Here is a 23,794-nt window from a genome sequence, read left to right as displayed (position 1 = left end):
AGCCCTCTCCTTGGTTACAGGGACTTGGCTTTCTCAGCAGCTTCGTCGATGGAGCCAACCATGTAGAACGCTTGTTCCGGCAGGTGGTCGTACTCACCGCTGAGAATGGCCTTGAAGCCCTTGATGGTGTCACGAAGCGACACGTACTTGCCCGGCGAACCGGTAAATACTTCGGCCACGTGGAACGGCTGGGAGAGGAAGCGCTGAATCTTACGAGCACGCGCCACGACCAGCTTGTCCTCTTCGGACAGTTCATCCATACCCAGAATCGCGATGATGTCGCGCAGTTCCTTGTACTTCTGCAGGGTGGTTTGTACACCACGCGCCACAGAGTAGTGCTCGTCACCTACCACCAGCGGATCCAGCTGGCGGGAAGTGGAGTCGAGCGGATCCACCGCCGGGTAGATACCCAGCGAAGCGATGTCACGCGACAGTACCACGGTCGCATCCAGGTGGGCGAAGGTGGTCGCCGGGGACGGGTCGGTCAAGTCATCGGCAGGGACGTAAACGGCCTGGATGGAAGTAATGGAACCTTCCTTGGTCGAGGTAATACGTTCCTGCAGGCGGCCCATTTCCTCGGCCAGCGTCGGCTGGTAACCCACCGCGGACGGCATACGACCCAGCAGGGCGGATACTTCGGTACCGGCCAGGGTGTAACGGTAGATGTTGTCCACGAAGAACAGCACGTCGCGGCCCTTGCCGCTTTCGTCCTTCTCGTCACGGAAATGCTCGGCCATGGTCAGACCGGTCAGCGCTACGCGCAGACGGTTGCCCGGCGGCTCGTTCATCTGGCCGTAAACCATCGCCACTTTGTCGAGGACGTTGGAGTCCTTCATTTCGTGGTAGAAGTCGTTACCTTCACGGGTACGCTCACCCACGCCGGCGAACACGGACAAGCCCGAGTGCGCCTTGGCGATGTTGTTGATGAGCTCCATCATGTTCACGGTCTTGCCCACACCGGCACCGCCGAACAGACCCACTTTACCGCCCTTGGCGAACGGACACAGCAGGTCGATCACCTTGATGCCGGTTTCCAGCAGTTCGGTCGCGCTCGACAGTTCGTCGAACTTCGGGGCCGGCTGGTGGATGGCGCGACGGGCGTCGGTGGCGACCGGACCGGCTTCGTCCACCGGGTTACCCAGCACGTCCATGATACGACCCAGGGTGGCGGCACCTACCGGCACGGAAATCCCTGCGCCGGTGTTGACTACTGCCATGCCACGCTTCAGGCCGTCCGAGCTGCCCATCGCAATGGTCCGCACCACGCCGTCGCCCAGCTGCTGCTGGACTTCAAGCGTCAGATCGGTGTCGACCAGCTTCAGGGCATCATAAACCCTTGGCATGGCATCGCGCGGAAACTCCACGTCGAGTACCGGGCCAATGATTTGTACGATTTTGCCTTGGCTCATTATCGGTTCCTAACTCAATAAACTTTTACAGTCTGTTACCGGCTTACACCGCTGCGGCACCGGACACGATTTCGGACAATTCCTTGGTAATCGCTGCCTGGCGCGACTTGTTGTACACGAGTCGCAGCTGCTTGATGGCGTTACCCGCGTTGTCGGTGGCGGACTTCATCGCCACCATACGGGCTGCCTGTTCGGAGGCCATGTTTTCGGCCACCGACTGGTACACCACCGATTCGATGTAACGCTTCACCAGGAACTCCATGACGTCTACCGCATTCGGCTCGTAGAGGTAATCCCACGAGTGCGTGTGCTCGACCACCATGTTGTCCGGGGACAGCGGAAGCAGCTGTTCCAGGGCCGGCTCCTGCTTCATCGTGTTGATGAAGCGGGAATACACGATGTAGACCGCGTCCAGTTCGCCTTCGGCGTACTGCTTCAACATCACTGTAAGCGGGCCAATCAGTTTGTCCATCTTGGGCACATCGCCCAGATGGACCGCGCTCGCCGTCACATTCAGGCGCGTGCGCTGGGCGGCAGAAAGACCTTTCTGCCCCAGGCAGCACACGTCGACCTTGATGTCGGCATCGTGCAACTCCTTCACCTTGGAGAAGAAGCGCTTGAGGATGTTGGCGTTCAAGCCACCACACAAGCCCTTGTCCGAGGTAACGACGATGATGCCGGCACGCTGGATGACGTCGCGACGGGCAAGCAGTGGATGCTCAAGATCCGCATTCGCCTGAGCGAGGTGCGCCATGACGGTACGCACCTTCTCGGCGTAAGGACGGGCAGCACGCATACGCTCTTGCGTTTTGCGCATCTTGGAGGTTGCCACCATCTGCATCGCGCGGGTGATCTTCTGCGTGTTCTGCACGCTTCGGATCTTGGTGAGAATCTCTTTTCCGACTGCCATTTCCTGAACCTTTCAGTTGACTACAACGTTGGCCGAAAGGCTCAGTTGAAGCTGTAGCCAGCCTTGAACGATTCGATCGCCTTGGCCAGTACCTTCTCGTGGTCGTCAGTCAGGTTACCGGAGGCGTCGGTCGCCTTCAGAACGTCGGCGTGGTTAGCACGGACGTAGGCCAGGAACGCGGCTTCGAATGCCAGCGCCTTCTTGACCGGTACGTCTTCGTAGTAACCCTTGTTCACCGCCCACAGCGTCAGCGCCATTTCGGCGGTCGACAGGGTGGCGAACTGCTTCTGTTTCATCAGTTCGGTAACGATCTCACCGTGCTGCAGCTGCTTGCGGGTGGCTTCGTCCAGGTCGGAAGCAAACTGCGAGAACGCAGCCAGTTCGCGGTACTGGGCCAGCGCCAGACGGATACCGCCGCCGAGCTTCTTGATCACCTTGGTCTGAGCCGCACCACCGACGCGCGATACCGAGATACCGGCGTTGATGGCCGGACGGATACCCGCGTTGAACAGGTCGGTTTCCAGGAAGATCTGACCGTCGGTAATCGAAATCACGTTGGTCGGAACGAAGGCGGACACGTCACCGGCCTGGGTTTCGATGATCGGCAGAGCGGTCAGCGAACCGGTCTTGCCCTTCACGGCACCCTTAGTCAGCTTCTCTACTTCGTCTTCGTTGATACGCGAAGCGCGTTCCAGCAGACGGGAGTGGAGGTAGAACACGTCGCCCGGGTAGGCTTCGCGGCCCGGCGGGCGGCGCAACAGCAGCGAAATCTGACGGTAGGCAACGGCCTGCTTGGACAGATCGTCGTATACGATCAGCGCGTCTTCGCCGATGTCGCGGAAGTATTCGCCCATGGTGCAGCCGGAGTACGGTGCGATGAACTGCAGCGCGGCGGCTTCGGAAGCGGCAGCGGCCACCACGATGGTGTGACCCATGGCGCCGTGCTCTTCCAGCTTGCGCACCACGTTGGCGATCGATGAAGCCTTCTGGCCGACGGCGACGTAGATACAAATGACGCCGGTGCCCTTCTGGTTGACGATCGCGTCCAGTGCCACGGCGGTCTTGCCGGTCTGGCGGTCGCCAATGATCAGCTCACGCTGACCGCGGCCGACCGGAACCATGGAGTCGATCGACTTCAGGCCGGTCTGCATCGGCTGGTCGACCGATTTACGGGCGATCACGCCCGGGGCGATCTTTTCGATCGGGGAGGACAGCTTGGCGTTCAGCGGGCCCTTGCCATCGATCGGCTGACCCAGCGCGTTCACCACGCGACCTACCAGTTCCGGACCTACCGGGACTTCCAGGATGCGGCCGGTACACTTGACTTCGTTGCCCTCGGAGATGTGCTCGTATTCGCCGAGAATAACGGCGCCCACGGAGTCACGCTCCAGGTTCATGGCGAGGCCAAAGGTGTTGCCCGGGAATTCGAGCATTTCGCCCTGCATCACGTCTGCCAGGCCATGGACGCGAACAATGCCGTCGGTCACGGAGATCACGGTACCTTTGGTACGGGTCTCGGAGCCTTCGGCCAGGTTCTGGATCTTGGCTTTGATCAGATCGCTGATCTCAGAGGGGTTCAACTGCATGATCTCTCCTAATTCTTGAGGCTTGCTGCCATGGTGTGCAGTTTGCCGCGCACGGACGCGTCGATGACGTCGTCGCCGATCAGCACCCGCACCCCGCCAAGCAGCTCGGGGGCCACATGCACGTCAAGACGTACGGACTTACCGTATTTCTTGGAAAGCATGCTGGTGAGTTCGGCCGTTTGCTCGTCGGTGAGAGGGAAAGCGCTTTCGACAGTCGCGTCGATGGCACCTTCAGCCTCGGCCTTGAGCAGCTCGAACTGGTCGGCGATGAACGGCAGCAACGTCAGGCGATGGTTCTCGACCAGCGTGCCGACGAAGCGTTTGACATCTTCGCTGGCGCGCTCACCGAGTACGCCCAGCATCAGCGCCTCAACCTCTTGTGCGGTATGTTTCGGATTGGTAACCACCTGGGCTACGTCCGGGTTGCTCACCATGGCAGCCAGCCAACCGAGCGCCTCGGACCAGGCATCCAGTCGCTGCTGCTCGGTGGCAAGGCTGTATACCGCTTGGGCGTAGGGCCTTGCTACGGTAATGAGTTCTGCCATGAGTTAATTAAAACTCCGCTTTGATGGAGGCAAGCAGTTCAGCGTGCTTGGCCTTGTCGATCTCATGGCGCAGAATCTTCTCCGCACCGGCTACGGCCAGCGAAGCCACATGCTCGCGCAAGGTCTCCTTGGCACGCAGCACTTCCTGATCGATATCGGACTTGGCATCGGCAACCAGACGGGCACCCTCGGTGCGGGCCGTTTCTTTCGCCTCTTCCACGATCTGGGAGGCACGCTTTTCAGCGGCCATCACGATTTCGGTCGCTTGCTGCTTGGCTTTGCGCAGCTCGTCGCCGGCACGCTTTTCAGCTGCTTCCAGATCCTGTTTGCCACGCTCTGCCGCGGCCAAGCCATCAGCGATACGCTTGGCACGCTCTTCCATCATGTTGGTCAGCGGAGGCCAAACAAACTTCATGGTGAACCATACCAGGATGGCGAAGGTAATCGCCTGGCCCAGTAGTGTCGCGTTGAATTCCACGCTTGTTTTCCTCCAGTGTGGTGACTACAACAACCGTTTACGCTTAAGAATTAAGCGCCAGCTTTCAGGGCAGCAACAGCAGCGGCCAGGAACGGGTTGTTGAAGGTGTACAGCATGGCAACACCCACACCGATCATGGAGATCGCATCCAGCAGACCAGCGATGATGAACAGCTTGGTTTGCAGAACCGGGATCATTTCCGGCTGGCGAGCGGAGGACTCCAGGAACTTACCGCCGAGGATGGCGAAGCCCAGAGCAGTGCCGATAGCGCCGAAGCCAATGATCAGGGCAGCAGCCAGAACGGTCATCGACTGGATCTGAGAAACGAGAGCTTCCATTTATATATCTCCTAAAAGGTATTACAAGGATGGTTGGTAAAAGGGTTTGAAAAATCGTTTAGTGGGCTTCGACCGCCAGGCTCAGGTACACCGTGGTCAGCATCATGAACACAAAGGCCTGCAGCGTGATCACCAGGATGTGGAAGATGGCCCACGGTGCGCCGAGCAGCCACTGGGCGCCCCACGGCAGCAGCGCGATCAGGATGAAGATCAGTTCGCCGGCGTACATGTTGCCGAACAGACGCAGAGAGAGCGAAATCGGCTTGGCGGCCAGTTCGACCATCTGGAAGGCGAAGTTGATCGGCGCCAGCACCAGCGCCAATACCGGGTTGTGTGCGTGGAACGGTGCGGTCAGCAGTTCCTTGCCCCAGCCGCCCAAGCCCTTGGCTTTGATCGAGAAGCCGATGATGTAGAGCACCACCGACAGCGACATGGCAAACGTGGCGTTGACGTCGGCGGACGGCACCACGCGCAGGTAGACGTGATGCGGATCGTGACCGAGGGCGGCGCCGATGTTGGCGGCGATCCACGGCAGCAGGTCGACCGGCAGCATGTCCATGGCGTTCATCAGGAACACCCAGCAGAAGATGGTCAGCGCGAGCGGCGCCACCACTTTGCTCTTGCCATGGAAGATTTCCTTGACCTGGGTATCGACCATCTCGATCAGCGCTTCGACGAACAACTGCAGACGGCCCGGATTCTCCAGCTTGGCGTTGCGGGCCACCGAGGCGAACACGCCGAGGAAGACGAAGCCGAGCAGCAGCGAGATGGAGAAGGTATCAACGTGAATGCTCCAGAAGCCGCCTTCATGCGACGAGTTCCAGAACGTCAGGTGGTGCTTGATGTACTCTGTTGCGTTGCTTGCCATTGCGCTTTCTCAATTTTTGATTAGAAGCCCGAACCAGTAGCCGGAAGTGGCTGTCATATATCCACCAAACAGTCCGACTACGGATAAATCCTTGAAAAACACCAGGGCCGCCCCAAACATCAGGAGTGTGGTGAAAAACTTCACCGCCTCGGCCTTGAAGTGCGCCTTCATCAGCACCGCCGGAGGCTCATGCCGGCGCGCGAAGGCGATCTTGCCGTAGAGCAGGGCCGGAATAATGGCACACAGCCCGCCGATCACGACCGAAACCGGGAGAATCGGGGCAAAACCGCCGATCACCGCTGCCACCAGTACCGCCACCAGGGTCAGCACCACCTGCAGGCGCACGACTCGCTTTACTTCCCGATTGATCATGTCAGCAATGCAAAAAAATCGACCGATTATAGGCTTGGGGCTTGATGCCAGTCAACAAAATCCCCAATTGACATACCCGCGCCGTTGCGAATCAGGCGCTTGATTTTGCTTGCAGTTTTGCCAGCACGACGTCGAGCTCGTCGAGACTGGCGTATTCGATCGTCAACTTGCCGTGGCCACGCGCGCCATGGCGGATGCTGACGGCGGCGCCGAGCGACTCGGACAGGGTTTCGGCGAGACGCTGGATGTCGGGGTCGAGGCGGGGTTGCGGCCTGCCCTCGGGGCGAGGCGCGTTGAGGCGCTGGATGCGGCGCTCGACTTCGCGCACCGACCAGCCCTGCTCCACCACCTGCTGCGCCAGCGCGATCTGGTCGATCACCTCGAGCGGCAACAGGGCGCGGGCGTGCCCCATTTCCAGCTGCCCCTGGTGCACCAGGGTCTGCACCGGTTCCGGTAGCGCCAAGAGGCGCAGCAGGTTGGACACGGCGCTGCGCGAGCGGCCGACGGCGTCGGCGGCGGCTTCGTGGGTCAGGCCGAATTCGTCGATCAGGCGCTGCAGGCCGCGCGCCTCCTCGATCGGGTCGAGTTCCTGACGCTGGATGTTCTCGATCAGCGCCATCGCCAGCGCGGCTTCGTCCGGCACCGACTTGATCACCGCCGGTACCTCGCTGAGGCCGGCCTTGCGCGAGGCGCGCCAGCGCCGCTCGCCGGCGATCAGTTCGTAATCGCCAAGCCCGATCTCGCGCACCACCACCGGCTGGATCACGCCCTGCACGCGGATCGAGGCCGCCAGTTCGTCCAGCGCGTCTTCGCTCATGTGCGTGCGCGGCTGGTATTTGCCCGGGCGGATGCTGTCGATGGGCAGGGTTTGCAGGCGGTCGTCCGCGCCGTCAACGGTGGCTAGGAGCGCGTCCAAGCCGCGCCCGAGTCCTTTGAGTTTGGCCATGTGTCAGTGCGAGAGTGAGGGGGTTGCGGATTCTAGCCGAGCCGTCAGCTCGGCGGCCAGCGTCAGATAGGCCTGGGCGCCGCGCGAGTTGCGGTCGTAGATCAGCCCGGGCAGGCCGTGGCTGGGCGCTTCGGCCAACCTGACGTTGCGTGGGATGACGGCGTCGAACACCTTGTCGCCGAAATGGCGCGCCAGTTGTTGCGACACCTGCTGCGACAGGTTGCTGCGCGCGTCGAACATGGTGCGCAACAGGCCGAGGATTTCGATCTTGGGATTGACCGCGACGCGCACCTTGCGCAGCGTGGTGACCAGGTCGGACAGGCCTTCCAGCGCATAGTATTCGCACACCATCGGGATCAGCACGCTCTCGGCGGCCACCAATCCGTTCAGGGTGAGCAGGTTAAGCGACGGCGGGCAGTCGACGAAGATGTAGTCGTACTCGCCCAGCACCTCGCTCAGGGCGTTCTTCAGCCGCGCCTCGCGCGCCAGTTCGTGCACCAGTTCCAGCTCGGCACCGCCGACGTCTCGGTTGGCCGGCAGCACGTGGTAACCGCCTTCCTTGGCCGGCTGGCGCGCCTCGGCGACGCCGACGTCGCCCAACAGCACCTGGTAGACCGAGGTGGCGAGCGAGCCCTTGGCGATGCCGCTGCCCATGGTGGCGTTGCCCTGCGGGTCGAGGTCGACGATCAGCACACGCCGCCCCATCTCCGCCAGGCCGGCGGCCAGGTTGACCACGGTGGTGGTCTTGCCGACGCCGCCTTTCTGGTTGGCGACTGCGATCACGCGGCAGGTCATTGCGCCACGATCCTCACCAGATGACGCTCGGCGTCGAGACCCGGCACGGTGAGCGGCAGTACTTCCGCCACGGCGAAGCCTTCCGGCAACAGCGCGATTTCCTCGTAGGGGTAGACGCCCTTCATCGCCACGTACTGGCCGCCCGGAGCCAGCAGGTGGCGGGTGAGCTTGACGAACTCGGCCAGCTCGGCGAAGGCGCGACTGGTGATGCGGTCGAATTTCTGTTCCGGCTGGTAGGCTTCGACGCGGTTGGTCACCACCTCGACGTTGTCGAGCTTGAGCTCGATCACCGCCTGACGCAGGAAGGTGGTCTTCTTGTGGTTGGAATCAAGCAGCACCACCTGGAGGTCAGGGCGGGCGATCGCCGCCGGGATGCCCGGCATGCCGCCGCCGGAACCGACGTCCAGCAGGCGCGTGCCGCCGGCCAGCTGCGGCACCAGCGTCAGGCTGTCGAGCAGGTGGTAGCTGACCATGCGCTCTTCTTCGCGCACCGCGGTCAGGTTGTAGGTCTGGTTCCACTTGGCCAGCAGCGCGAGATAGGACTCGAGCCGGGCGATTTGTTCTTGGGTCAGGTCGAGCTTCAGCTCGGCCAGGCCGTGAGTCAGTTCTGCAGTATGTGTCATGCGGTTTTTTTCGCGTCGGCAAAGCCGCGTTTAAGGTGAACCATGAGGAGGGCGACCGCGGCCGGGGTGATGCCCTGGATGCGCGAGGCCTGGCCCAGGGTTTCCGGGCGCTGGCTGTTGAGCTTCTGCTGCACCTCCTTCGACAGCCCCTTGACCAGGCTGTAGTCGATGTCGGCCGGCAGGCGCACGTCCTCGAGATTGTCGCGGCGGGCCAGCTCGTCGTTCTGGCGGTCGATATAGCCCTGATATTTGACCTGAATTTCCACCTGCTCGGCAACCGCGCCGTCATCCACGCCGCCACCGGCTTCGGCCAACGTCATCAGCGCGGTGTAGCTGACGTCGGGGCGCTTGAGCAGGTCGTGCAGGTTGTATTCGCGTTCGATCGGCTTGCCGAGCAACTGCGCCACGGCGGCCATGTCGACCTTGGCCGGGTGCAGGTAGGTGGTTTTCAGGCGTGTCTTTTCCGCCTCGACCGCGTCGCGCTTGCGGCAGAAGGCGTCCCATTGCGCATCGCCGACCAGGCCCAGCCGGCGGCCGGCCTCGGTCAGGCGCAGGTCGGCGTTGTCTTCACGCAGCTGCAGGCGGAACTCGGCGCGGCTGGTAAACATGCGGTAGGGCTCGGACACGCCCTTGGTGATGAGGTCGTCGACCAGCACGCCGAGGTAGGCTTCGTCGCGGCGCGGGCACCAGCCGTCCTGGTCGCGGCTGTACAGCGCGGCGTTGAGGCCGGCCAGCAGACCTTGCGCCGCGGCCTCTTCGTAGCCGGTGGTGCCGTTGATCTGACCGGCGAAGAACAGGCCCTGGATGCTCTTGGTTTCGAGCGTGGACTTCAGTCCGCGCGGGTCGAAGTAGTCGTATTCGATGGCGTAGCCGGGACGCAGGATGTGGGCGTTCTCCATGCCGCGGATCGAGCGCACCGCCGCCAGTTGGATGTCGAACGGCAGGCTGGTCGAGATACCGTTGGGGTAGAGCTCGTGAGTGGTGAGCCCTTCCGGCTCCAGGAACACCTGGTGGCTGTCCTTGTCGGCGAAGCGGTTGATCTTATCTTCGATCGACGGGCAGTAGCGCGGGCCGACGCCTTCGATCACCCCGGTGAACATCGGGCTGCGCTCGAAGCCCGAGCGGATGATGTCGTGGGTGCGCTCGTTGGTGTGGGTGATCCAGCACGGCAGCTGCAGGGGATGCAGGCTGCGGCTGCCGCGGTAGGAAAACACCGGTTCCGGGGTATCGCCCGGCTGCTCTTCCATCACGGAAAAGTCGACCGTGCGGCCGTCGATGCGCGGCGGCGTGCCGGTCTTGAGGCGGCCCACCGGCAGGTCGAGCTCGCGCAGGCGCGCGCCCAGCGTCGAGGCCGCGGCATCGCCGGCGCGGCCACCGGTGTAGTTTTCCAGCCCGACGTGAATCTTGCCGGAGAGGAAGGTGCCGGCGGTGAGCACCACGGTCTTGGCGCGGAAGGTGATGCCGATCGCGGTGATGGCGCCGGCGACACGGTCGCCCTCGATCAAGAGGTCGTCCACCGGCTGCTGGAACAGCGTCAGGTTGTCCTGGTTTTCCAGCACGTGGCGGATCGCCGCCTTGTACAGCACGCGGTCGGCCTGGGCACGGGTAGCGCGCACCGCTGGGCCCTTGGAGGCGTTCAGGGTACGGAACTGGATGCCGCCGATATCGGTGGCCAGCGCCATGGCGCCGCCCAGCGCGTCGACTTCCTTGACCAGGTGGCCCTTGCCGATGCCGCCGATCGACGGGTTGCACGACATCTGGCCCAGCGTCTCGATATTGTGGGTCAGCAGCAGCGTGCTGCACCCCATGCGGGCCGCCGCCAGGGCCGCCTCGGTACCGGCGTGGCCGCCGCCTACCACTATTACATCGAAGGTTGTCGGATAAATCATGGCTGGTGAGCGCGCTGCGAACGAAAAACGGCGTATTTTACGTCAAAACCGCTGTTCTGATAAGTGATTGATTTGCTTGATTCTCCCTGTCACGGCGGCGACCACGCACCGTCACGCCACTGTCATCGCGACGACACGGCTTCGTCAAACAGGCGCTTTAGCATGGTCCTCACGTCACGAGGGAGACCACCCCATGCTGCTCAACGAAAGCCTCGCCACCCGCAGCAAGCCACGCCTGAGCGTGCGGCTTGCCGATAACCCGCAGGACATCCGCCGCGCCCAGAAGCTGCGCTTCGACGTGTTCGCCGGCGAAATGGGCGCTCGCCTGAGCTCCCGCCACCTCGGCATCGATTGCGACGACTACGATGCGTTGTGCGCCCACCTGATCGTCGAGGACGCCACTAGCGGCATGGTGGTCGGCACCTACCGCATGCTGCCGCCGGCGGCGGCGCGGCGCGCCCCCGCCTCTACTCCGAACACGAGTTCGATCTCGGCCGGCTGGCGCATGTGCGCGACCGCCTGCTCGAAGTCGGCCGCTCCTGCGTGCACCCGGACTTCCGCTCCGGCGCGGTGATCGCTTTGCTGTGGGCCGGACTCGCCGACTACGTGCAGCAGCAGGGCTGCGATTACCTGGCCGGCTGCGCCAGCGTCAGCCCGGCCGACGGCGGCCACCAGGCGGTCAGCCTGTACCGGCAGATCGAGGCCAAGCACCTGGCGCCGGCGGAATGGCGCGTCACCCCGCACCTGGCGCTGCCGCTCGACCGCGTGCGCGACGACGCCGCACCGGCGCCGCTGCCGCCGCTGATCAAGGGCTACCTGCGCGCCGGTGCCTTCGTCTGCGGCGAGCCGGCCTGGGACCCGGACTTCAACTGCGCCGACTTTTTCATGCTGCTGCCGATGGATCGTCTCAACGGCCGCCACAGCCGCCACTTCGTCGGCTGAGACCGCCACATCGCTCCCACAGGTTGGCCGAAGCCGCTTCGGCCAACCTTTTGCGCTTGGAGCGGTGAAAGCGCGCGCGCCAGGGCCTACAATGGCGCCATGCAGCCCTACACCTTCACCCCCATCGGCCTGATCCGCTCGCCGTTCAAGGAAAAATTCGGCATCCCGCGCCAGCCGGCGCTGGCCAAGTCGGCCCGCATGACGCTCCAGCTGCTGCCTCCGTTCGACCAGCCCGACACCGTGCGCGGCCTCGAGGCGTTTTCCCACGTCTGGCTGCAGTTCGTGTTCCACGACACACTGGCGCGCGGCTGGTCGCCGCTGGTACGCCCGCCACGCCTGGGCGGCAACGCCAAGGTCGGCGTCTTCGCCAGCCGTTCCACCCACCGCCCCAACCCGCTCGGGCTGTCGCTGGTGCCCTTGCTCGGCATCGACACCACCGACGGCGTGACACTGCAGCTGGCCGGCGCCGACCTGCTCGACGGCACGCCGGTGCTCGACATCAAGCCCTACATCCCCTTCGTCGAGGCGGTGCCCGACGCCCTCGGCGGCTTCGTCGACGGCCCGCCGCCGACGCTGACGGTGCGCTGGAGCGACACCGCACGGCAGCAGCTCGCCAGCCAGCCGGCCGCGCCCGAACTGGCCGCCCTGATCGAGGAGGTGCTGGCGCAAGACCCGCGCCCGGCCTACCAGGACGACCCGGAGCGGGTCTACGGCGTGCGCCTCTACCATAGCAACGTGCGCTTCCGCATTGCCGCGGGCGTCGCCGAAGTACTTGAAATCGCCACCGTCGCCCCGAACTAACCGATGTTGCATTGATCATATCGAGGCAACACACCCCCTCTCACTGGAGAAACAGACATGACACCGCGTGCGAAGACGACCGTACTCGCCTTCACCCTGGTTACCCTGCTGGCGGCCCCGTTCAGCGAAGCCGCCCGCCTCGGCAAGAGCCGCAGCTCCGGCATGATGCGCTCGGCGCCGACCCCGTCCTACCAAGCCCCCGCGCCACGCCCGCTGCCGAGCGCACCGGCGCCAGCCCCGGTCAAGAAAGGCCCGGGTATCGGCACCGCCATCGCCGCCGGTGCCGCCGGCGCCGCCGCCGGCTACATGCTCGGCTCGGCCATGCACAACAACAACGCCCCCGCCTCGGCGCCGGCCACGCAACCGGCCGGCTCGAGCATTCCGTGGGGCACCATCGCCCTGCTCGGCCTGCTGCTGGTCGGTGGCCTGATGCTGTTCCGCCGCAAGGCCGGCAATCCGGCCGGCCAGCTGCCGCAAGCGGCCGGCGTGCCGAATGGCATGGCCCATGAAGCGGCCCGCTTCGAGCCGATTCCGAAGATCGGCTCCGGTTTTGGCACGACGCCGTCGTACGGCGGCGCGCCGCTGGCGGCTTCCAGCCTGGCCCGCCTGCCGGACGGCACTGAAACGCCGAACTTCCTGCGCCAGGCCAAGGCCACCTTCCTGCACCTGCAGAGCCTGAACACGCCGGACAGCCTGGAAGAAATCCGCAAGTACCTGACCCCGGACCTGTTCGAGGCCCTGCGCGCCGACATCGCCGGCAACGACGACGTGGCCGACTTCCCGCAGCTCGATTGCCAACTGATCGAGGCGGTCGAAGAAGGCGGCCGCTACATCGCCAGCGTGCGCTTCTCCGGCAGCGTCAGCGAGACGGTCAACGCCGCCGCGGTGCCGTTCGGCGAAACCTGGCACTACGTCAAGGACAAGAGCGGCAGCCGCTGGCTGCTGGCCGGCATCCAGCAAGACTGAGCGGTCTGAATCGCCAAGCAGAACGGGCGCCATGCGGCGCCCGTTTTTCATTTGCCCCCCGACTGGGCTAGACTGGAATACCGTTTGCTTGATAGCGCAGACAGGAACCAAGGATAGTGCTCGATGACCCTCTCTGCCCCCCCGACACCCAGCTTTGCCGGCCTGACCCTCGGCAGCCACTTCCAGCCGATCTACAGCTTGCCGCACCGCCGTACCGTGGGCATGGAGGCGCTGCTGCGCGCCAGCCGCGACGACAAGCCGCTCAACCCGATTGACGCCTACCAGGGACTCGACTCGTTAGAGCAGCGCCACCAGCTGGACCTGGCCGTGTGCCAGCACCACATCCGCGGCTTCAACACTTTCCCGCACGAAAACCGCTGGCTGTTCCTCAACATGGACGCGGCCTCGCTGGCGCAGCCGGCCCATGCCGAAGCGCTGGCCAGCCGCATCATCCAGGCCGGCCTGCCACCCTCCAGCGTGGTGCTGGAAGTCCCCGAGCACGCGCTGGAATCGCAGGAGCGGCTGATCGACTGCGTCAAGCTGCTGCGCCAGGCCGGCTTTCTGATCGCCATCGACGACTTCGGCGTCAACCACTCCAACCTGGACCGGGTGTGCATGCTCGAGCCCGACCTGGTGAAGTTCGACCGCAACCTGCTCAGGAGCGCGGCCAACCAGTCGCGCACGCGCAACCTGCTGCCCCGTCTAGTCCACTTGATGCACGAAATTGGTGCACTGGTGGTCGAGGAAGGCATCGAAACCGAGAAGGACGTGCTGATCGCGCTGGAATCCGGCTGCGACCTGGTCCAGGGCTACTACATCTCGCGCCCGCACGACCAGCCGGAAAACGATAGCGTGATCACCCCGCGCATCGATGCGCGCTGGGACGAACTGATGGTGCGCGAGCTGCTCAAGCGCAAGCTGACGCGGCGACAACTGGAGCTGGCACGGCAATCCTTCGTGCAGACCGCCATCGCGCTGATGCAGGGCACGCCGTTCCTGCACGCCGCCACGCCGATGCTGAACATGCCGGACGTGATCCGCTGCTTCCTGCTCGACAGCGCCGGCCGCCAGATCGGCCAGAACCTCAACTCGCTGCAGCCGCCGGCGCCGGAAGACCCCAAGCTGGCCCCGCTGACCGACACCACCGGGGCGATCTGGTCTCGCCGCGCCTACTTCCAGCACGCCATCGACCAGCCCGGTGTGCTGTACATGAGCGATCCCTACCTGTCGATGACCGACACCCGCAACTGCGTGACGCTGTCGATGGCGATCGAGATCGACGAGGCGATGCACGTGCTGTGCGCCGACGTGCTGGTGGCGCGCAACTGAACGGATCGGCCCTGCCGACGCAAAAACGGACCGCCACGCGGTCCGTTTTTCATGGTGAAACCGTGCCGCCTCAGGGCTGCACTTCGCTGATGTATTCGAACAGCGTCACCACTTTCTGTACCCCGGAGGTCTGGCTCACCACCTTGGCAGCGGCCTCGCCCTCGGCCTGGGTGACCAGGCCCATCATGTAGACCACGCCGCGCTCGGTCACGATCTTGATGGTCTGCGGCGAGAAGCCCTTGCCGTCGAACAGGCGGGTACGAACCTTGGTGGTGATCCAGGTGTCGTTGTTGCGCTCGGACAGTGCCGAGGAACCTGCCACCACGGTATGGTTGTAGACCTTGCGCACGTTGGGCGTGCCGCGCACGATCAGCTCGGCCTGCTCGCGTGCCGCTTCCGAGGGCACTTCGCCGCTCATCAGCACGGCACGGTTGTAGCTGGCGATGTTGACGTGGGCCGAGGGCAGCTTGGCGTTCACCTGGTCCGAGGCCTTCAGCTCGATGGCCTGGTCATCGATATAGGCCCCGCTGGTACGGCGATCGGTCGCCACCGCCGCCCCCGCCGCTGCGCCGCCCACCACGAGCGGCACGCAGGCGCTCATCCCCACGCTCAGCAGGGCAACGCTGGCCAGCAGCACGAGTTTGCGTCGCATGTCATTCTCCTCCCAGCAGCATGTAGTCGATGGCGTCGCACAGGGCGTGGATCAGCAGGATGTGAACTTCCTGGATACGCGCAGTACGCGAAACCGGCACGTTGAGCTGGATGTCGTCGGCGCTGAGAATCTCGCCGATCTTGCCGCCGTCCTTGCCGGTCAGCGCGATCACCCCCATGCCACGCTCGTGGGCGGCGTAGATGGCCTCGATGACGTTGGCCGAATTGCCGGAGGTGGAAATCGCCAGCAGCAGGTCGTTGGTATGGCCCAGCGCGCGCACCTGCTTGGAGAACACCATGTCGAAGTCGTAATCGTTGCCGATGGCGGTCAACGCCGAGCTGTCGGTGGCCAGCGACAAGGCCGCCAGACCCGGGCGCTCCTTCTCGAAGCGGCCGACCATCTCGGCGGCAAAGTGCTGGGCGTCGGCCGCGGAACCGCCATTACCGCAGGCCAGAATCTTGCCTTCGTTCATCAGGCAGGCCACCATCCGTTCCGCCGCGGCGGCGACGGCCGGCGACAGCTGCTCCATCGTCTCCTGCTTGGCCGCGATGCTTTCCAGAAAGTGTCCGTTGACGCGTTCGATCAGGTCCATGTCCATCCTTTTGTATCCGACGTAGCTTACGCCAGTATGTTCTTGAGCCATTCGGGGGCTCCGTTACCGTGCGACAGCACGGCGTCAAAGCGGCAGGGGGCGTCGATACCCCTGGAACTGAGGTAGACCCCTGCCGCCAGCGTGAGTTTCCGCAATTTGGCCGGCGTGATGCTGGCGCCGGCGCCGCCGAAGCGCTGATCGGCACGGTGACGCACCTCGACGAATACCCAGTATTCGCCCTCGCGCATCACGAGGTCGATCTCACCGCCCTTGCACTGCCAGTTGCGTTCGACCAGCCGCAGCCCCTGCTGCTGCAGGAAAGCCAGCGCCCGGTCTTCTGCCTGCCGGCCCAGTTCGTTCATTGCAGGCCACCCGCGCCGAGCACCGCCAGCGGCAGCTGGCGGGTGAACTGGCGGTCGCGCCCGAGCTGGAGGTCGCCGGTCACGCCGTCCAGACGCAGCGCAGCCGGACTCGCCTTGGGGTTGGCCAGCAACACTGCCAGCCGGTAGGCGTCGATGCCCAGCGCGTAGAGGCGCTCGGTCTGCATCGTCAGCGCGCCCTCGGGACGCGGGTAGCGTCTGACCGCCTCATGCTGCGGCAACAGGAACCACGGCATGTCGATCAGACGCACGTTGTTGAGCGCCGCCGACGGATGGCGGCTGTTCAGCTGCGAGGTGGCATACACCGGCAGATCGGCAGGCAACGCCTGCTTGACTCCCGCCGCCTCGCTATCGTCGACGGCGAGAAATACCGCGTCACCCTGCGCCGCGGCGGCCGATAGTGTCGCCTGATCGGCACCGGCCAGCTCCACCACCCGTGGGCTCTTGCCACCCAGCGCCTGCCAGCGCTCGGCGAAGGCCTTGCGCAGCCGTGCCGACAAGGCATCTTGCGACGCCACCAGCAGCGGGTTGCGCCGTCCGTCGTCGTACATCACCCCGGCCATCTGCTGTGCCTCGCCCTCGACGACCAAGGCCAGGCTGTAGAGCTTGGGATTGGCCGGCATGCCGCGATCCAGCGCGTTGAGCGCCAGCGTCGGCACTTTCACCAGCGGCGCCACGGCGGCAATAGCGGGCCGCGTCAGCGGGCCGATCACGACGTTGACGCCGTCGGCCAATGCCGTCTGGTAGCGTGCGGCCACGTTGTCCTCGTCCGCGGCCACCACCACCACGTCGGCCTTGTCGTCGACCGCGGCGGCGGCTTCGATGCCCTGGCGCACCACCTCGGCGGCTTCGCCGAGACGGGCGGACCCGAGCGGCAGCAGCACGCCGATGCGCGGCCCGGTACGCGGCGCCGGCGCGACGACGGGCTTGGCCGCGGGGACGGCCACCGGGTGCGGTGCGCTGGCAGCGGCTCTGGCCTTGAGCGGCGCCGCGTTGAGTTGGATGATATAGTCCGGTACCTGTGCTTGGGCCACGCCCAGCCAGGCCGTCAACACGCCAACCAACAGCGAGGCCATTCTTTGCATACGTCGTTTGCTCACTTGCTTGAATCTGCTCGGGAAAGTTTTACTCGCGGCACATTATATGTGGTGGCCACGCCCATTGGAAATCTGGCCGACATCACCGCCCGCGCCCTGGCCGCCTTCAGCGTGGCGGATGTGATCTGCGCCGAGGATACCCGTGTGACCGGCCACCTGCTGTCGGCCTACGGCATCAGTGCCAAGCTGGTGAGCCTGCGCGAGCATAACGAGCGCGCCATGGCCGAGCAGGTGATCCGCTGGCTCGGCGAAGACAAGATCGTGGTGCAGGTGTCCGATGCGGGCACCCCGGCGGTGTCCGACCCCGGCGCCGGGTTGGCCGAAGCGGTGCACCACGCCGGGCGGCGCGTGTGCCCGATTCCCGGTCCGTCGGCAGTGGTGGCGGCGCTGTCGGCCAGCGGTCTCTCCGCGACTTCCTTCCTGTTTCACGGCTTTTTGCCGCCCAAATCGGGCGAGCGGCGCCGGGTGCTGGCGGGCTGGCGCAACGCGCCATTCTGCGTGGCCTGCTACGAGGCGCCGCACCGCCTGCTCGACACGCTGGAGGACATCGTCGTCGAACTGGGACCGGAGCGGAGGCTGATGCTGGCACGCGAACTGACCAAGACCTTCGAAACCATACGCCATCTGCCGGCCGGGGAGATGCGGGACTGGGTGGCTTCCGACAGCAACCAGCAGCGTGGCGAGATCGTGCTGATCATCGATGCCGCGCCGCCGCGGGAAGAACCGGAAGCCCTGGACGAACAGACCCTGCACACGCTGGCGGTGCTGGCCGCCGAGCTGCCCACCAAGCAGGCGGCGACGCTGGCGGCGCAGATCACCGGCGCCAACCGCAAATTGCTGTACGACCGCGCCCTTGCGCTGAAGAACGCGGACAAGGACTGACGCGCCACGCATTTACAAGCTCGATGGCATTGGGTAAACTGCCTTCTCTTTCCTGCCCGGGTGGCGAAATTGGTAGACGCAGGGGACTCAAAATCCCCCGCCGCAAGGTGTGCCGGTTCGAGTCCGGCCCCGGGCACCAGGCCTTACCAGATAAGGCTCGCAGGAAAACACGATCAAGCGCCGCAAGGCGCTTTTTTGTTGCCTGCCGCCTGCCGGTTCCGACACCCTGCCCTCTGCCAGCCGCCCTGCCCGGACCGCTAGAGATGCCCGGCATCGCCGGGGACACCGGCCCAACCGATCCTCTTTCCAGCCGCCCGGCGCCGCCCATGTGCGCCGGTTGCGCAGGCGCTCACCCCTCGCGTCGTGCCGCCGGCGGTGCCTGCATCTCCGACAAGCCGGCGGCCGCCTGTTGCACGTCCGCCGGGAAGTCCTCGAACTCCTGCACCTGGCGGATTTCGATTACCTCGTTGGCCGAAGCCGGGCAGCGCTTGGCCCAGTCGATGGCTTCTTGTCGCGACGCCACCTGGATCATCCAGTAGCCTCCGATCACCTCCTTCACCTCGGCAAAGGGTCCGTCGGTGACCGTGGGCTGGCCGCCTTCGAACGAGACGCGCGCGCCCATCGAGGGCGGGTGCAGGCCGTCGAGGGCGAGCAACACACCGGCTGTTTGCAGCGCCTCGTTGTACTTCATCATTGCCGCCACGGCCTCGGCACTCGGCATGGCGCCCGGTTCGGCGCTCTCGTAGCCCTTGGGAATCATCAGCATCATGAATCGCATCGCGTTGCTCCTTGGATGGGTTGCACAGGGAGCACGCCGCCAACGGGGTCAACCGGTCGGGTCAGCGCTCCCCGGCATGGCGATGGGGGTACGACAGAATCGACACTCACGCCGGCACGATGATCATCCACGACACGCCGAAGCGGTCGGCGACCATGCCGAAGCACGGCGAGAAGAAGGTCGGGCCCAGCGGCATCTGCACCTGGCCGCCTTCGCTCAGGGCCGCGAAGCGCTGCTCGGCCTCGCGCTGATCGACCACCGACAACGACAGGGCAAATCCCTGGAAATTCGGCTGCCCCTGGCAACGGCCGTCGGAGGCCATCACCACGCTGTCGCCGATGCGGAAGCTGGCGTGCATCACCTTGTCCTCCGACCCCGGCGGCACCCTGCCCGGTGGCAGTGGCTCGGGGCTGTCCTTGATGCGCATCAGCATCTCCACTTCAGCACCCAGGGTGCGGCGATAGAACTCGACCGCTTCTTCGCAGCGGCCATCGAAAAACAGATAGGACTGGATTTGCATGACGTCTCCTTAGGGAGAGATCGAAACGATACGGGGATGTGCCGGGGCGGGGGATACCCGGCAAGCGGCACCACGGACTGGCATGGTAGCGACGGGCAAGCTCGACCCGGATCAGGCCAGCTCGAAGCGCTCGACTCACGGCTCGCCGGCGAGAGGTCAGCGCCGTGCGACCTGTGCCAGGCACTAACTATAGACGGTGAAAATGACAGTTGGCTGACTGAATTCAGGCGGAGCAAACGGCGACCCTACTCACATGGCACGGCCGCGCATGGAACGCTTGCCCGGCAGAGCGCCCCGTATTCAGTTGCGGGCGGGTGCCATGCTGAAACTTTGGACACCGTCGAAACGCGATAATTCTTCCGCCAGTTCCGACAGCGAAGCGCCCTCGTTCTTGTTCAGCACCGTGGCGGTGAAGTGCCACTCCGGCTGACCGTCCTGGTAGCTGATCGACAGGCTGCTGCCGGCGATCTCGTAGCCGCGCTCCAGCGCGGCTCGGCGCAGGGCGTGTTCCTGCGGCACGAAGTCCTTCTGGAAGCGCAGCACCACGCCAATGGCGGGATGCGAGGGCAGCCATTGTTCCAGGCGCGAGACCAGGATCATCGACAGCGCGCAGATCACGGTGAGCAGGATGGCGGCGGCGTAGAAGCCGATGCCCACCAGCACCCCGATGGCGGAGCAGGCCCAGATCGAGGCGGCGGTGGTCAGGCCGCTGATGTTCAGGCCGTCCTTCATGATGACCCCGGCACCGAGAAAACCGATGCCGGTGACGATGCCCTGGATCACCCGGGTGGGGTCGCCGCTGCTGCTCATCATATGCCCGCCGTACCAATACCCCGGATAGCCAACCACCACGGTCAAGGCCGCCGAGGCCATGCACACCAGACCGTAGGTGCGCATGCCGGCGGCACGGCCGCGATAGGCCCGCTCGTAGCCGACGACGATGCCGAGCAACAGCGCGCCGACCAGGTTGAGCACAATCACGACGTTGACGTCGACCGAGGTTTCGGTCCAATAACCGGCAAACAGCGGGAGGGAGAGGAGATTCATGGCGATCAGCGGGCACCGTGGTGTGAAGAGTCGAATTGTATACTGCCCGCCGCCGCTCCCGGCGCCGGCCAAGTCGAGTCGTGCACCTCACACGATTTTGCAGTGCACCCAGGCGTCTTCATCGACGCCATAGAGGGCGCACAGCCGGTGGTAGCCGTCGGCGATCACCACCTTGCCGTTTGCCTCGTCGCGCACCAGCAGCAATGGCGAGAGACCCTCCCCCTTGCGAATCTTGGACCGGTCCTTTTCAACATGGGAATTACTGATGCCGAGCAGGGAGAGCTGAGAGGCACGGAAGATGTCCTTGGCCCTGAACTGCACCAGGGGCGCCGCCTGCAGGTGTTCCACCACCTCGGCCACGCGGTCTTCACGCCACAGCAAGGCAAGATAGGATGCGGCGGCGGCATAGTCATGCTCTTCCACATCGGTCAGCCAGATGATGTCGGCAGTCGAAGGTTTTGCCATTGGGGACTCCGTTTGCGCCCGGTCTGGTGATGCGCCTGTGCATGCCCGTCTTGGCAAGGCACGGGCGGGCCTTGTAGGCTGATACTCTACACACTCCCTATCCTGGTTCTGCGCGCCATGTTCCGCATCCTGCCCGACGACGATTGCCTGATCGATTCGCACTGCCACCTCGACGCGGCGGAGTTCGACGGCGTGCGTGACGAGGTCGTGGCCGAGGCGGTCGGGCTCGGCATCGGCCAGATTCTGGTGCCGGCCGTCAACCAGGCCACGTTCGCCCAGACGCTGGCGATGCGCGAACGCTACGGCTGCTGGCTGGCTTTCGGGCTGCATCCGGTCTACCTGTCGCAGCACGTGGATTCGCACCTGGCCGAACTGGAACACAGGTTGGCCGAAGACCGGCCGCTGGCGGTGGGCGAAATCGGGCTCGACTTCTACCTGCCAGACCTCGACCCGGCGCGCCAGGAAGCGCTGTTCGTGGAACAGCTCAAGCTGGCACGCAAGTATGGCCTGCCGGTGGTGCTGCACGCGCGCCGCTCGCAGGACCGGCTGCTGAAATACCTGCGCCAAGTGCCGGTCGTCGGCGGCATCGTCCACGCCTTCAACGGCAGCGAGCAGCAGGCGGCGGCCTTTCTGGCGCAGGGGTTCAAGCTGGGCTTCGGCGGCGCCATGAGCTTTCGCGGCTCCCAGCGCATTCGTCGGCTGGCCGCCACCCTGCCCTTGTCCGCGCTGGTACTGGAAACCGACGCGCCGGACATGCGCCCGGAATGGGCGCAAGAGGAACCCAACCGGCCCGCCAACATCGCGCGCTACGCCGGGCTACTGGCCGAACTGCGCGACACCACCACAGAGGCGGTACGCTCGGCAACCCGTCGCAACACGCTGGAGGCGCTCGGGCTCGGCTAACCGCGATGGCCCGGCCGCGTCCGGCCAGGGAGACGGCCTGCGGTCACACCGGCCACCCGACAAAAAAAACGCCCCCGGTGTGAAGTGCGTGCAACACGGGGGTGTCCAGAGAAAACAGCAGGAGGAAATCAGCCGCTCTTCTTGGTCGTGCTTTTCTTGGCGGGCGCTTTCTGCGGTTTGGTGGCTTCGGGCACGATGGCCGGCGGTGCATCCATCGTGGTGGAGGCCCCCAGCGTCACCGGCTGGATGGCATTCTTGTCGATGGTCGCACTCGGCACCAGCGAGGTATCGCAGGCCTGCCACTCGTCGGACGGGCTTCCGTCGAACGTGAGCGATTCCTTCGGCTTGACCTCCAGCGTTTCCAGCAGCAGGCCGGAGCTGGCCAGTTGCCGCGCTTGCGCCAACAGCAGGTCGCTCTCGGCATTGACCACGGCGCGCTTGGCGTCGTACAGCTCGTTCTCGCTGTCCAACAGGTCGAGCAGGGTACGCTGGCCGATCTCGAACTGGCTGCGGTAGGCGTCGCGCGCTTTCTCGGTGGAGAGCGAATGCAGGCGCAGTGGGTCGATCTGCTCGCCGATGCGACGGATGTCGTTGTAGGCGATCTGGACCGTCTGGTGGATGTCGCGACAGGCCTTCAGCTGCAGGTCGCGGGTTGCCTCGCGGCGCTCGGCGGAGGCCCGCAGACGGGCGCGATCGGCACCGCCACGGAACAGGTTCATGTTGAGCACCACCTCGATCACGCCGATCTTGTGCACGCCCCCCACGCCATCCAGATTGTTGGTGCGTTCATACTGGGCGCGCAGGTCGGCGGTAGGCGAGAAGGCGCCCTTGCGCACGTCCACCTCGGCCGTGGCGGCACGCACGCTCTCCACGGCGGAGAGGTATTGCGGGTTGCGCTGGAAGGCCTGCTTGAACATGTCGCTCGGTTCCTGCTTCGCGATCGTGAACGGCGCCGGCTTGCTCAGACTCATCGGCGGCGGCATGCCAACGATGCGGGTGAAACGTACCGTCACGTCGTGCAGGTTGGCTTCTTCGGTGATGAGGTTCGATTCTGCCAGCGCCAGACGACCGGTAGCCTGTTCCAGGTCGACGCGCCGCCCCACCCCGGCCGCGACCTTCTGCATCAGCTGCTGGTGAATCCCCTTGTGCACGGCGTAGTTGTACTGGGCCAGCTCGAGCAACTGGCGGTAGCGCAGCACATCGAGGTAGGCGCGCGTCGCTTCCAGTGCCTGGTTCTCCGACTCGGAGAGGAAGTCGAAATAGCTGGCACGCCGGGTATGGTCGAGCTGGCGCACCAGGTTCACGGTGGAGAAGCCCTTGAACAGGTTCTGCTGCAGCGCCGCCGACCAGCCGTAACGGTCAAAATCCTGGTTGCCCCCCGACAGCGGCGGCTCGTTGTGGTCTTCATGGGCGTACTTGTAGTTCACGTCGACGATCGGGAAGAACTCGGAACGGCCGATGCCGATTTCCTCGGTAGACTGGCGGAAAGTGCGCCACTTCACCTGGACCTCAGGATTGTTCACCACGGTATTCTCTACGGCGCTTCTTAAATCGGTCACTTCGGCACACAATGCTCCACTAGCAAAGCCCAGGCCGAGCAACGCAAGGCATATTTTTCGCAGTTTCATGGCTACGTCCTATTATGAAGATCAGTTAAGTGCTGCAAGCTCGTCTACGCCAC

26 protein-coding genes, 1 tRNA gene and 1 pseudogene are annotated in these 23,794 nt (G+C 64.6%); 7 read left to right on the top strand and 21 right to left on the bottom strand.

All coding sequences use genetic code 11. From position 1 onward, the window contains the following. Positions 1-14: 14 nt before the first annotated feature. The 12 genes from atpD to mnmG all read right to left on the bottom strand — a co-directional run bounded on the left by atpD (position 15) and on the right by mnmG (position 10,759). The gene (gene atpD / locus ABKF58_RS06950) at positions 15-1,409 is read right to left on the bottom strand and encodes a F0F1 ATP synthase subunit beta (protein ID WP_482583931.1); all 1,395 of its coding nucleotides are present in this window, start codon (positions 1,407-1,409) and stop codon (positions 15-17) included. 43 nt (positions 1,410-1,452) lie between these two features. Further along, complete coding sequence (gene atpG, locus ABKF58_RS06945; RefSeq protein WP_482583930.1) at positions 1,453-2,319, bottom strand: F0F1 ATP synthase subunit gamma; 867 nt, start codon at positions 2,317-2,319, stop codon at positions 1,453-1,455. A 41-nt stretch (positions 2,320-2,360) separates the two neighbouring features. Then, positions 2,361-3,905 carry a F0F1 ATP synthase subunit alpha gene (gene atpA, locus ABKF58_RS06940; protein ID WP_482583929.1) on the bottom strand — a complete coding sequence of 515 codons (1,545 nt, stop codon included), beginning with the start codon at positions 3,903-3,905 and terminating at the stop codon, positions 2,361-2,363. An 8-nt stretch (positions 3,906-3,913) separates the two neighbouring features. Further along, a complete protein-coding gene (locus ABKF58_RS06935; RefSeq protein ID WP_014088597.1) occupies positions 3,914-4,450 on the bottom strand; it encodes a F0F1 ATP synthase subunit delta in 537 nt (178 codons plus the stop codon). A gap of 7 nt (positions 4,451-4,457) precedes the next feature. Beyond that, positions 4,458-4,928, bottom strand: coding sequence for a F0F1 ATP synthase subunit B (locus ABKF58_RS06930; RefSeq protein WP_014088598.1), 471 nt, complete (start codon positions 4,926-4,928; stop codon positions 4,458-4,460). A gap of 50 nt (positions 4,929-4,978) precedes the next feature. Continuing rightward, on the bottom strand, positions 4,979-5,266 hold the full coding sequence (atpE, locus tag ABKF58_RS06925) for a F0F1 ATP synthase subunit C (protein ID WP_008952158.1): 288 nt from the start codon (positions 5,264-5,266) through the stop codon (positions 4,979-4,981). Positions 5,267-5,324: 58 nt separating this feature from the next. Beyond that, positions 5,325-6,134, bottom strand: coding sequence for a F0F1 ATP synthase subunit A (gene atpB, locus ABKF58_RS06920; protein WP_482583928.1), 810 nt, complete (start codon positions 6,132-6,134; stop codon positions 5,325-5,327). A 9-nt stretch (positions 6,135-6,143) separates the two neighbouring features. Further along, positions 6,144-6,506, bottom strand: coding sequence for an ATP synthase subunit I (locus tag ABKF58_RS06915; protein WP_014088600.1), 363 nt, complete (start codon positions 6,504-6,506; stop codon positions 6,144-6,146). A gap of 91 nt (positions 6,507-6,597) precedes the next feature. Then, on the bottom strand, positions 6,598-7,452 hold the full coding sequence (locus ABKF58_RS06910; RefSeq protein ID WP_482583927.1) for a ParB/RepB/Spo0J family partition protein: 855 nt from the start codon (positions 7,450-7,452) through the stop codon (positions 6,598-6,600). A 3-nt stretch (positions 7,453-7,455) separates the two neighbouring features. Then, on the bottom strand, positions 7,456-8,247 hold the full coding sequence (locus ABKF58_RS06905) for a ParA family protein (protein ID WP_482583926.1): 792 nt from the start codon (positions 8,245-8,247) through the stop codon (positions 7,456-7,458). Beyond that, complete coding sequence (gene rsmG / locus ABKF58_RS06900; protein ID WP_008952153.1) at positions 8,244-8,870, bottom strand: 16S rRNA (guanine(527)-N(7))-methyltransferase RsmG; 627 nt, start codon at positions 8,868-8,870, stop codon at positions 8,244-8,246. The genes ABKF58_RS06905 and rsmG overlap by 4 nt, the downstream gene beginning before the upstream one ends. After that, a complete protein-coding gene (gene mnmG / locus ABKF58_RS06895; protein WP_482583925.1) occupies positions 8,867-10,759 on the bottom strand; it encodes a tRNA uridine-5-carboxymethylaminomethyl(34) synthesis enzyme MnmG in 1,893 nt (630 codons plus the stop codon). Before mnmG ends, rsmG begins: the two co-directional genes overlap by 4 nt. A gap of 193 nt (positions 10,760-10,952) precedes the next feature. Here mnmG and ABKF58_RS06890 point away from each other — a divergent pair. The 4 genes and pseudogenes from ABKF58_RS06890 to ABKF58_RS06875 all read left to right on the top strand — a co-directional run bounded on the left by ABKF58_RS06890 (position 10,953) and on the right by ABKF58_RS06875 (position 14,797). Then, positions 10,953-11,701, top strand: a pseudogene (locus ABKF58_RS06890) (GNAT family N-acetyltransferase). 99 nt (positions 11,702-11,800) lie between these two features. After that, a complete protein-coding gene (tsaA, locus tag ABKF58_RS06885) occupies positions 11,801-12,502 on the top strand; it encodes a tRNA (N6-threonylcarbamoyladenosine(37)-N6)-methyltransferase TrmO (RefSeq protein WP_482583924.1) in 702 nt (233 codons plus the stop codon). Between the two features lie 57 nt (positions 12,503-12,559). Further along, on the top strand, positions 12,560-13,468 hold the full coding sequence (locus tag ABKF58_RS06880) for a Tim44 domain-containing protein (protein ID WP_482583923.1): 909 nt from the start codon (positions 12,560-12,562) through the stop codon (positions 13,466-13,468). A 123-nt stretch (positions 13,469-13,591) separates the two neighbouring features. Next, positions 13,592-14,797, top strand: coding sequence for a sensor domain-containing phosphodiesterase (locus ABKF58_RS06875; RefSeq protein WP_482583922.1), 1,206 nt, complete (start codon positions 13,592-13,594; stop codon positions 14,795-14,797). Between the two features lie 70 nt (positions 14,798-14,867). Here the strand turns inward: ABKF58_RS06875 and ABKF58_RS06870 are convergent, their stop codons facing one another. From ABKF58_RS06870 to ABKF58_RS06855, 4 genes are read right to left on the bottom strand one after another with little or no spacing between them, the layout of a single operon-like run. Then, positions 14,868-15,449 (bottom strand): BON domain-containing protein, encoded by a 582-nt coding sequence (locus ABKF58_RS06870; protein ID WP_008952147.1) that lies wholly within the window; start codon positions 15,447-15,449, stop codon positions 14,868-14,870. 1 nt (position 15,450) lies between these two features. Then, positions 15,451-16,041, bottom strand: coding sequence for a phosphoheptose isomerase (locus ABKF58_RS06865; RefSeq protein ID WP_008952146.1), 591 nt, complete (start codon positions 16,039-16,041; stop codon positions 15,451-15,453). Positions 16,042-16,067: 26 nt separating this feature from the next. Next, positions 16,068-16,403: a YraN family protein gene (locus tag ABKF58_RS06860; protein WP_008952145.1), complete on the bottom strand. Its 336-nt coding sequence runs from the start codon at positions 16,401-16,403 to the stop codon at positions 16,068-16,070. Next, complete coding sequence (locus tag ABKF58_RS06855) at positions 16,400-17,506, bottom strand: penicillin-binding protein activator (RefSeq protein ID WP_482583921.1); 1,107 nt, start codon at positions 17,504-17,506, stop codon at positions 16,400-16,402. The genes ABKF58_RS06860 and ABKF58_RS06855 overlap by 4 nt, the downstream gene beginning before the upstream one ends. A 60-nt stretch (positions 17,507-17,566) precedes the next feature. Between ABKF58_RS06855 and rsmI the strand changes: the two genes are divergently transcribed. Then, on the top strand, positions 17,567-18,400 hold the full coding sequence (gene rsmI / locus ABKF58_RS06850) for a 16S rRNA (cytidine(1402)-2'-O)-methyltransferase (protein ID WP_482583920.1): 834 nt from the start codon (positions 17,567-17,569) through the stop codon (positions 18,398-18,400). Between the two features lie 54 nt (positions 18,401-18,454). Then, a tRNA-Leu gene (locus ABKF58_RS06845) sits at positions 18,455-18,539 on the top strand. Between the two features lie 210 nt (positions 18,540-18,749). Here ABKF58_RS06845 and ABKF58_RS06840 read toward each other — a convergent pair. The 4 genes from ABKF58_RS06840 to ABKF58_RS06825 all read right to left on the bottom strand — a co-directional run bounded on the left by ABKF58_RS06840 (position 18,750) and on the right by ABKF58_RS06825 (position 21,210). Beyond that, positions 18,750-19,178 (bottom strand): YciI family protein, encoded by a 429-nt coding sequence (locus tag ABKF58_RS06840; RefSeq protein WP_014088613.1) that lies wholly within the window; start codon positions 19,176-19,178, stop codon positions 18,750-18,752. A gap of 106 nt (positions 19,179-19,284) precedes the next feature. Then, positions 19,285-19,698, bottom strand: coding sequence for a VOC family protein (locus ABKF58_RS06835; RefSeq protein ID WP_008952141.1), 414 nt, complete (start codon positions 19,696-19,698; stop codon positions 19,285-19,287). A gap of 300 nt (positions 19,699-19,998) precedes the next feature. Then, positions 19,999-20,745 (bottom strand): MgtC/SapB family protein, encoded by a 747-nt coding sequence (locus ABKF58_RS06830; protein WP_482583919.1) that lies wholly within the window; start codon positions 20,743-20,745, stop codon positions 19,999-20,001. 87 nt (positions 20,746-20,832) lie between these two features. Next, positions 20,833-21,210, bottom strand: coding sequence for a hypothetical protein (locus ABKF58_RS06825; RefSeq protein WP_014088616.1), 378 nt, complete (start codon positions 21,208-21,210; stop codon positions 20,833-20,835). Positions 21,211-21,327: 117 nt separating this feature from the next. On the opposite strand from ABKF58_RS06825, the gene ABKF58_RS06820 reads away from it, so the two are divergent. Further along, entirely contained in the window at positions 21,328-22,113 is a 786-nt protein-coding gene (locus ABKF58_RS06820; RefSeq protein ID WP_482583918.1) for a TatD family hydrolase, read from the top strand. Between the two features lie 128 nt (positions 22,114-22,241). Here the strand turns inward: ABKF58_RS06820 and ABKF58_RS06815 are convergent, their stop codons facing one another. Further along, positions 22,242-23,741, bottom strand: a complete 1,500-nt coding sequence (locus ABKF58_RS06815) for a TolC family outer membrane protein (protein WP_482583917.1) — start codon at positions 23,739-23,741, stop codon at positions 22,242-22,244. Between the last annotated feature and the right edge of the window lie 53 nt (positions 23,742-23,794).

Source organism: Pseudogulbenkiania sp. AW2-16, from assembly GCF_056824575.1.
Note: the sequence above shows the minus strand (reverse complement) of the source record. Positions and strands in the feature narration are given on the sequence as shown.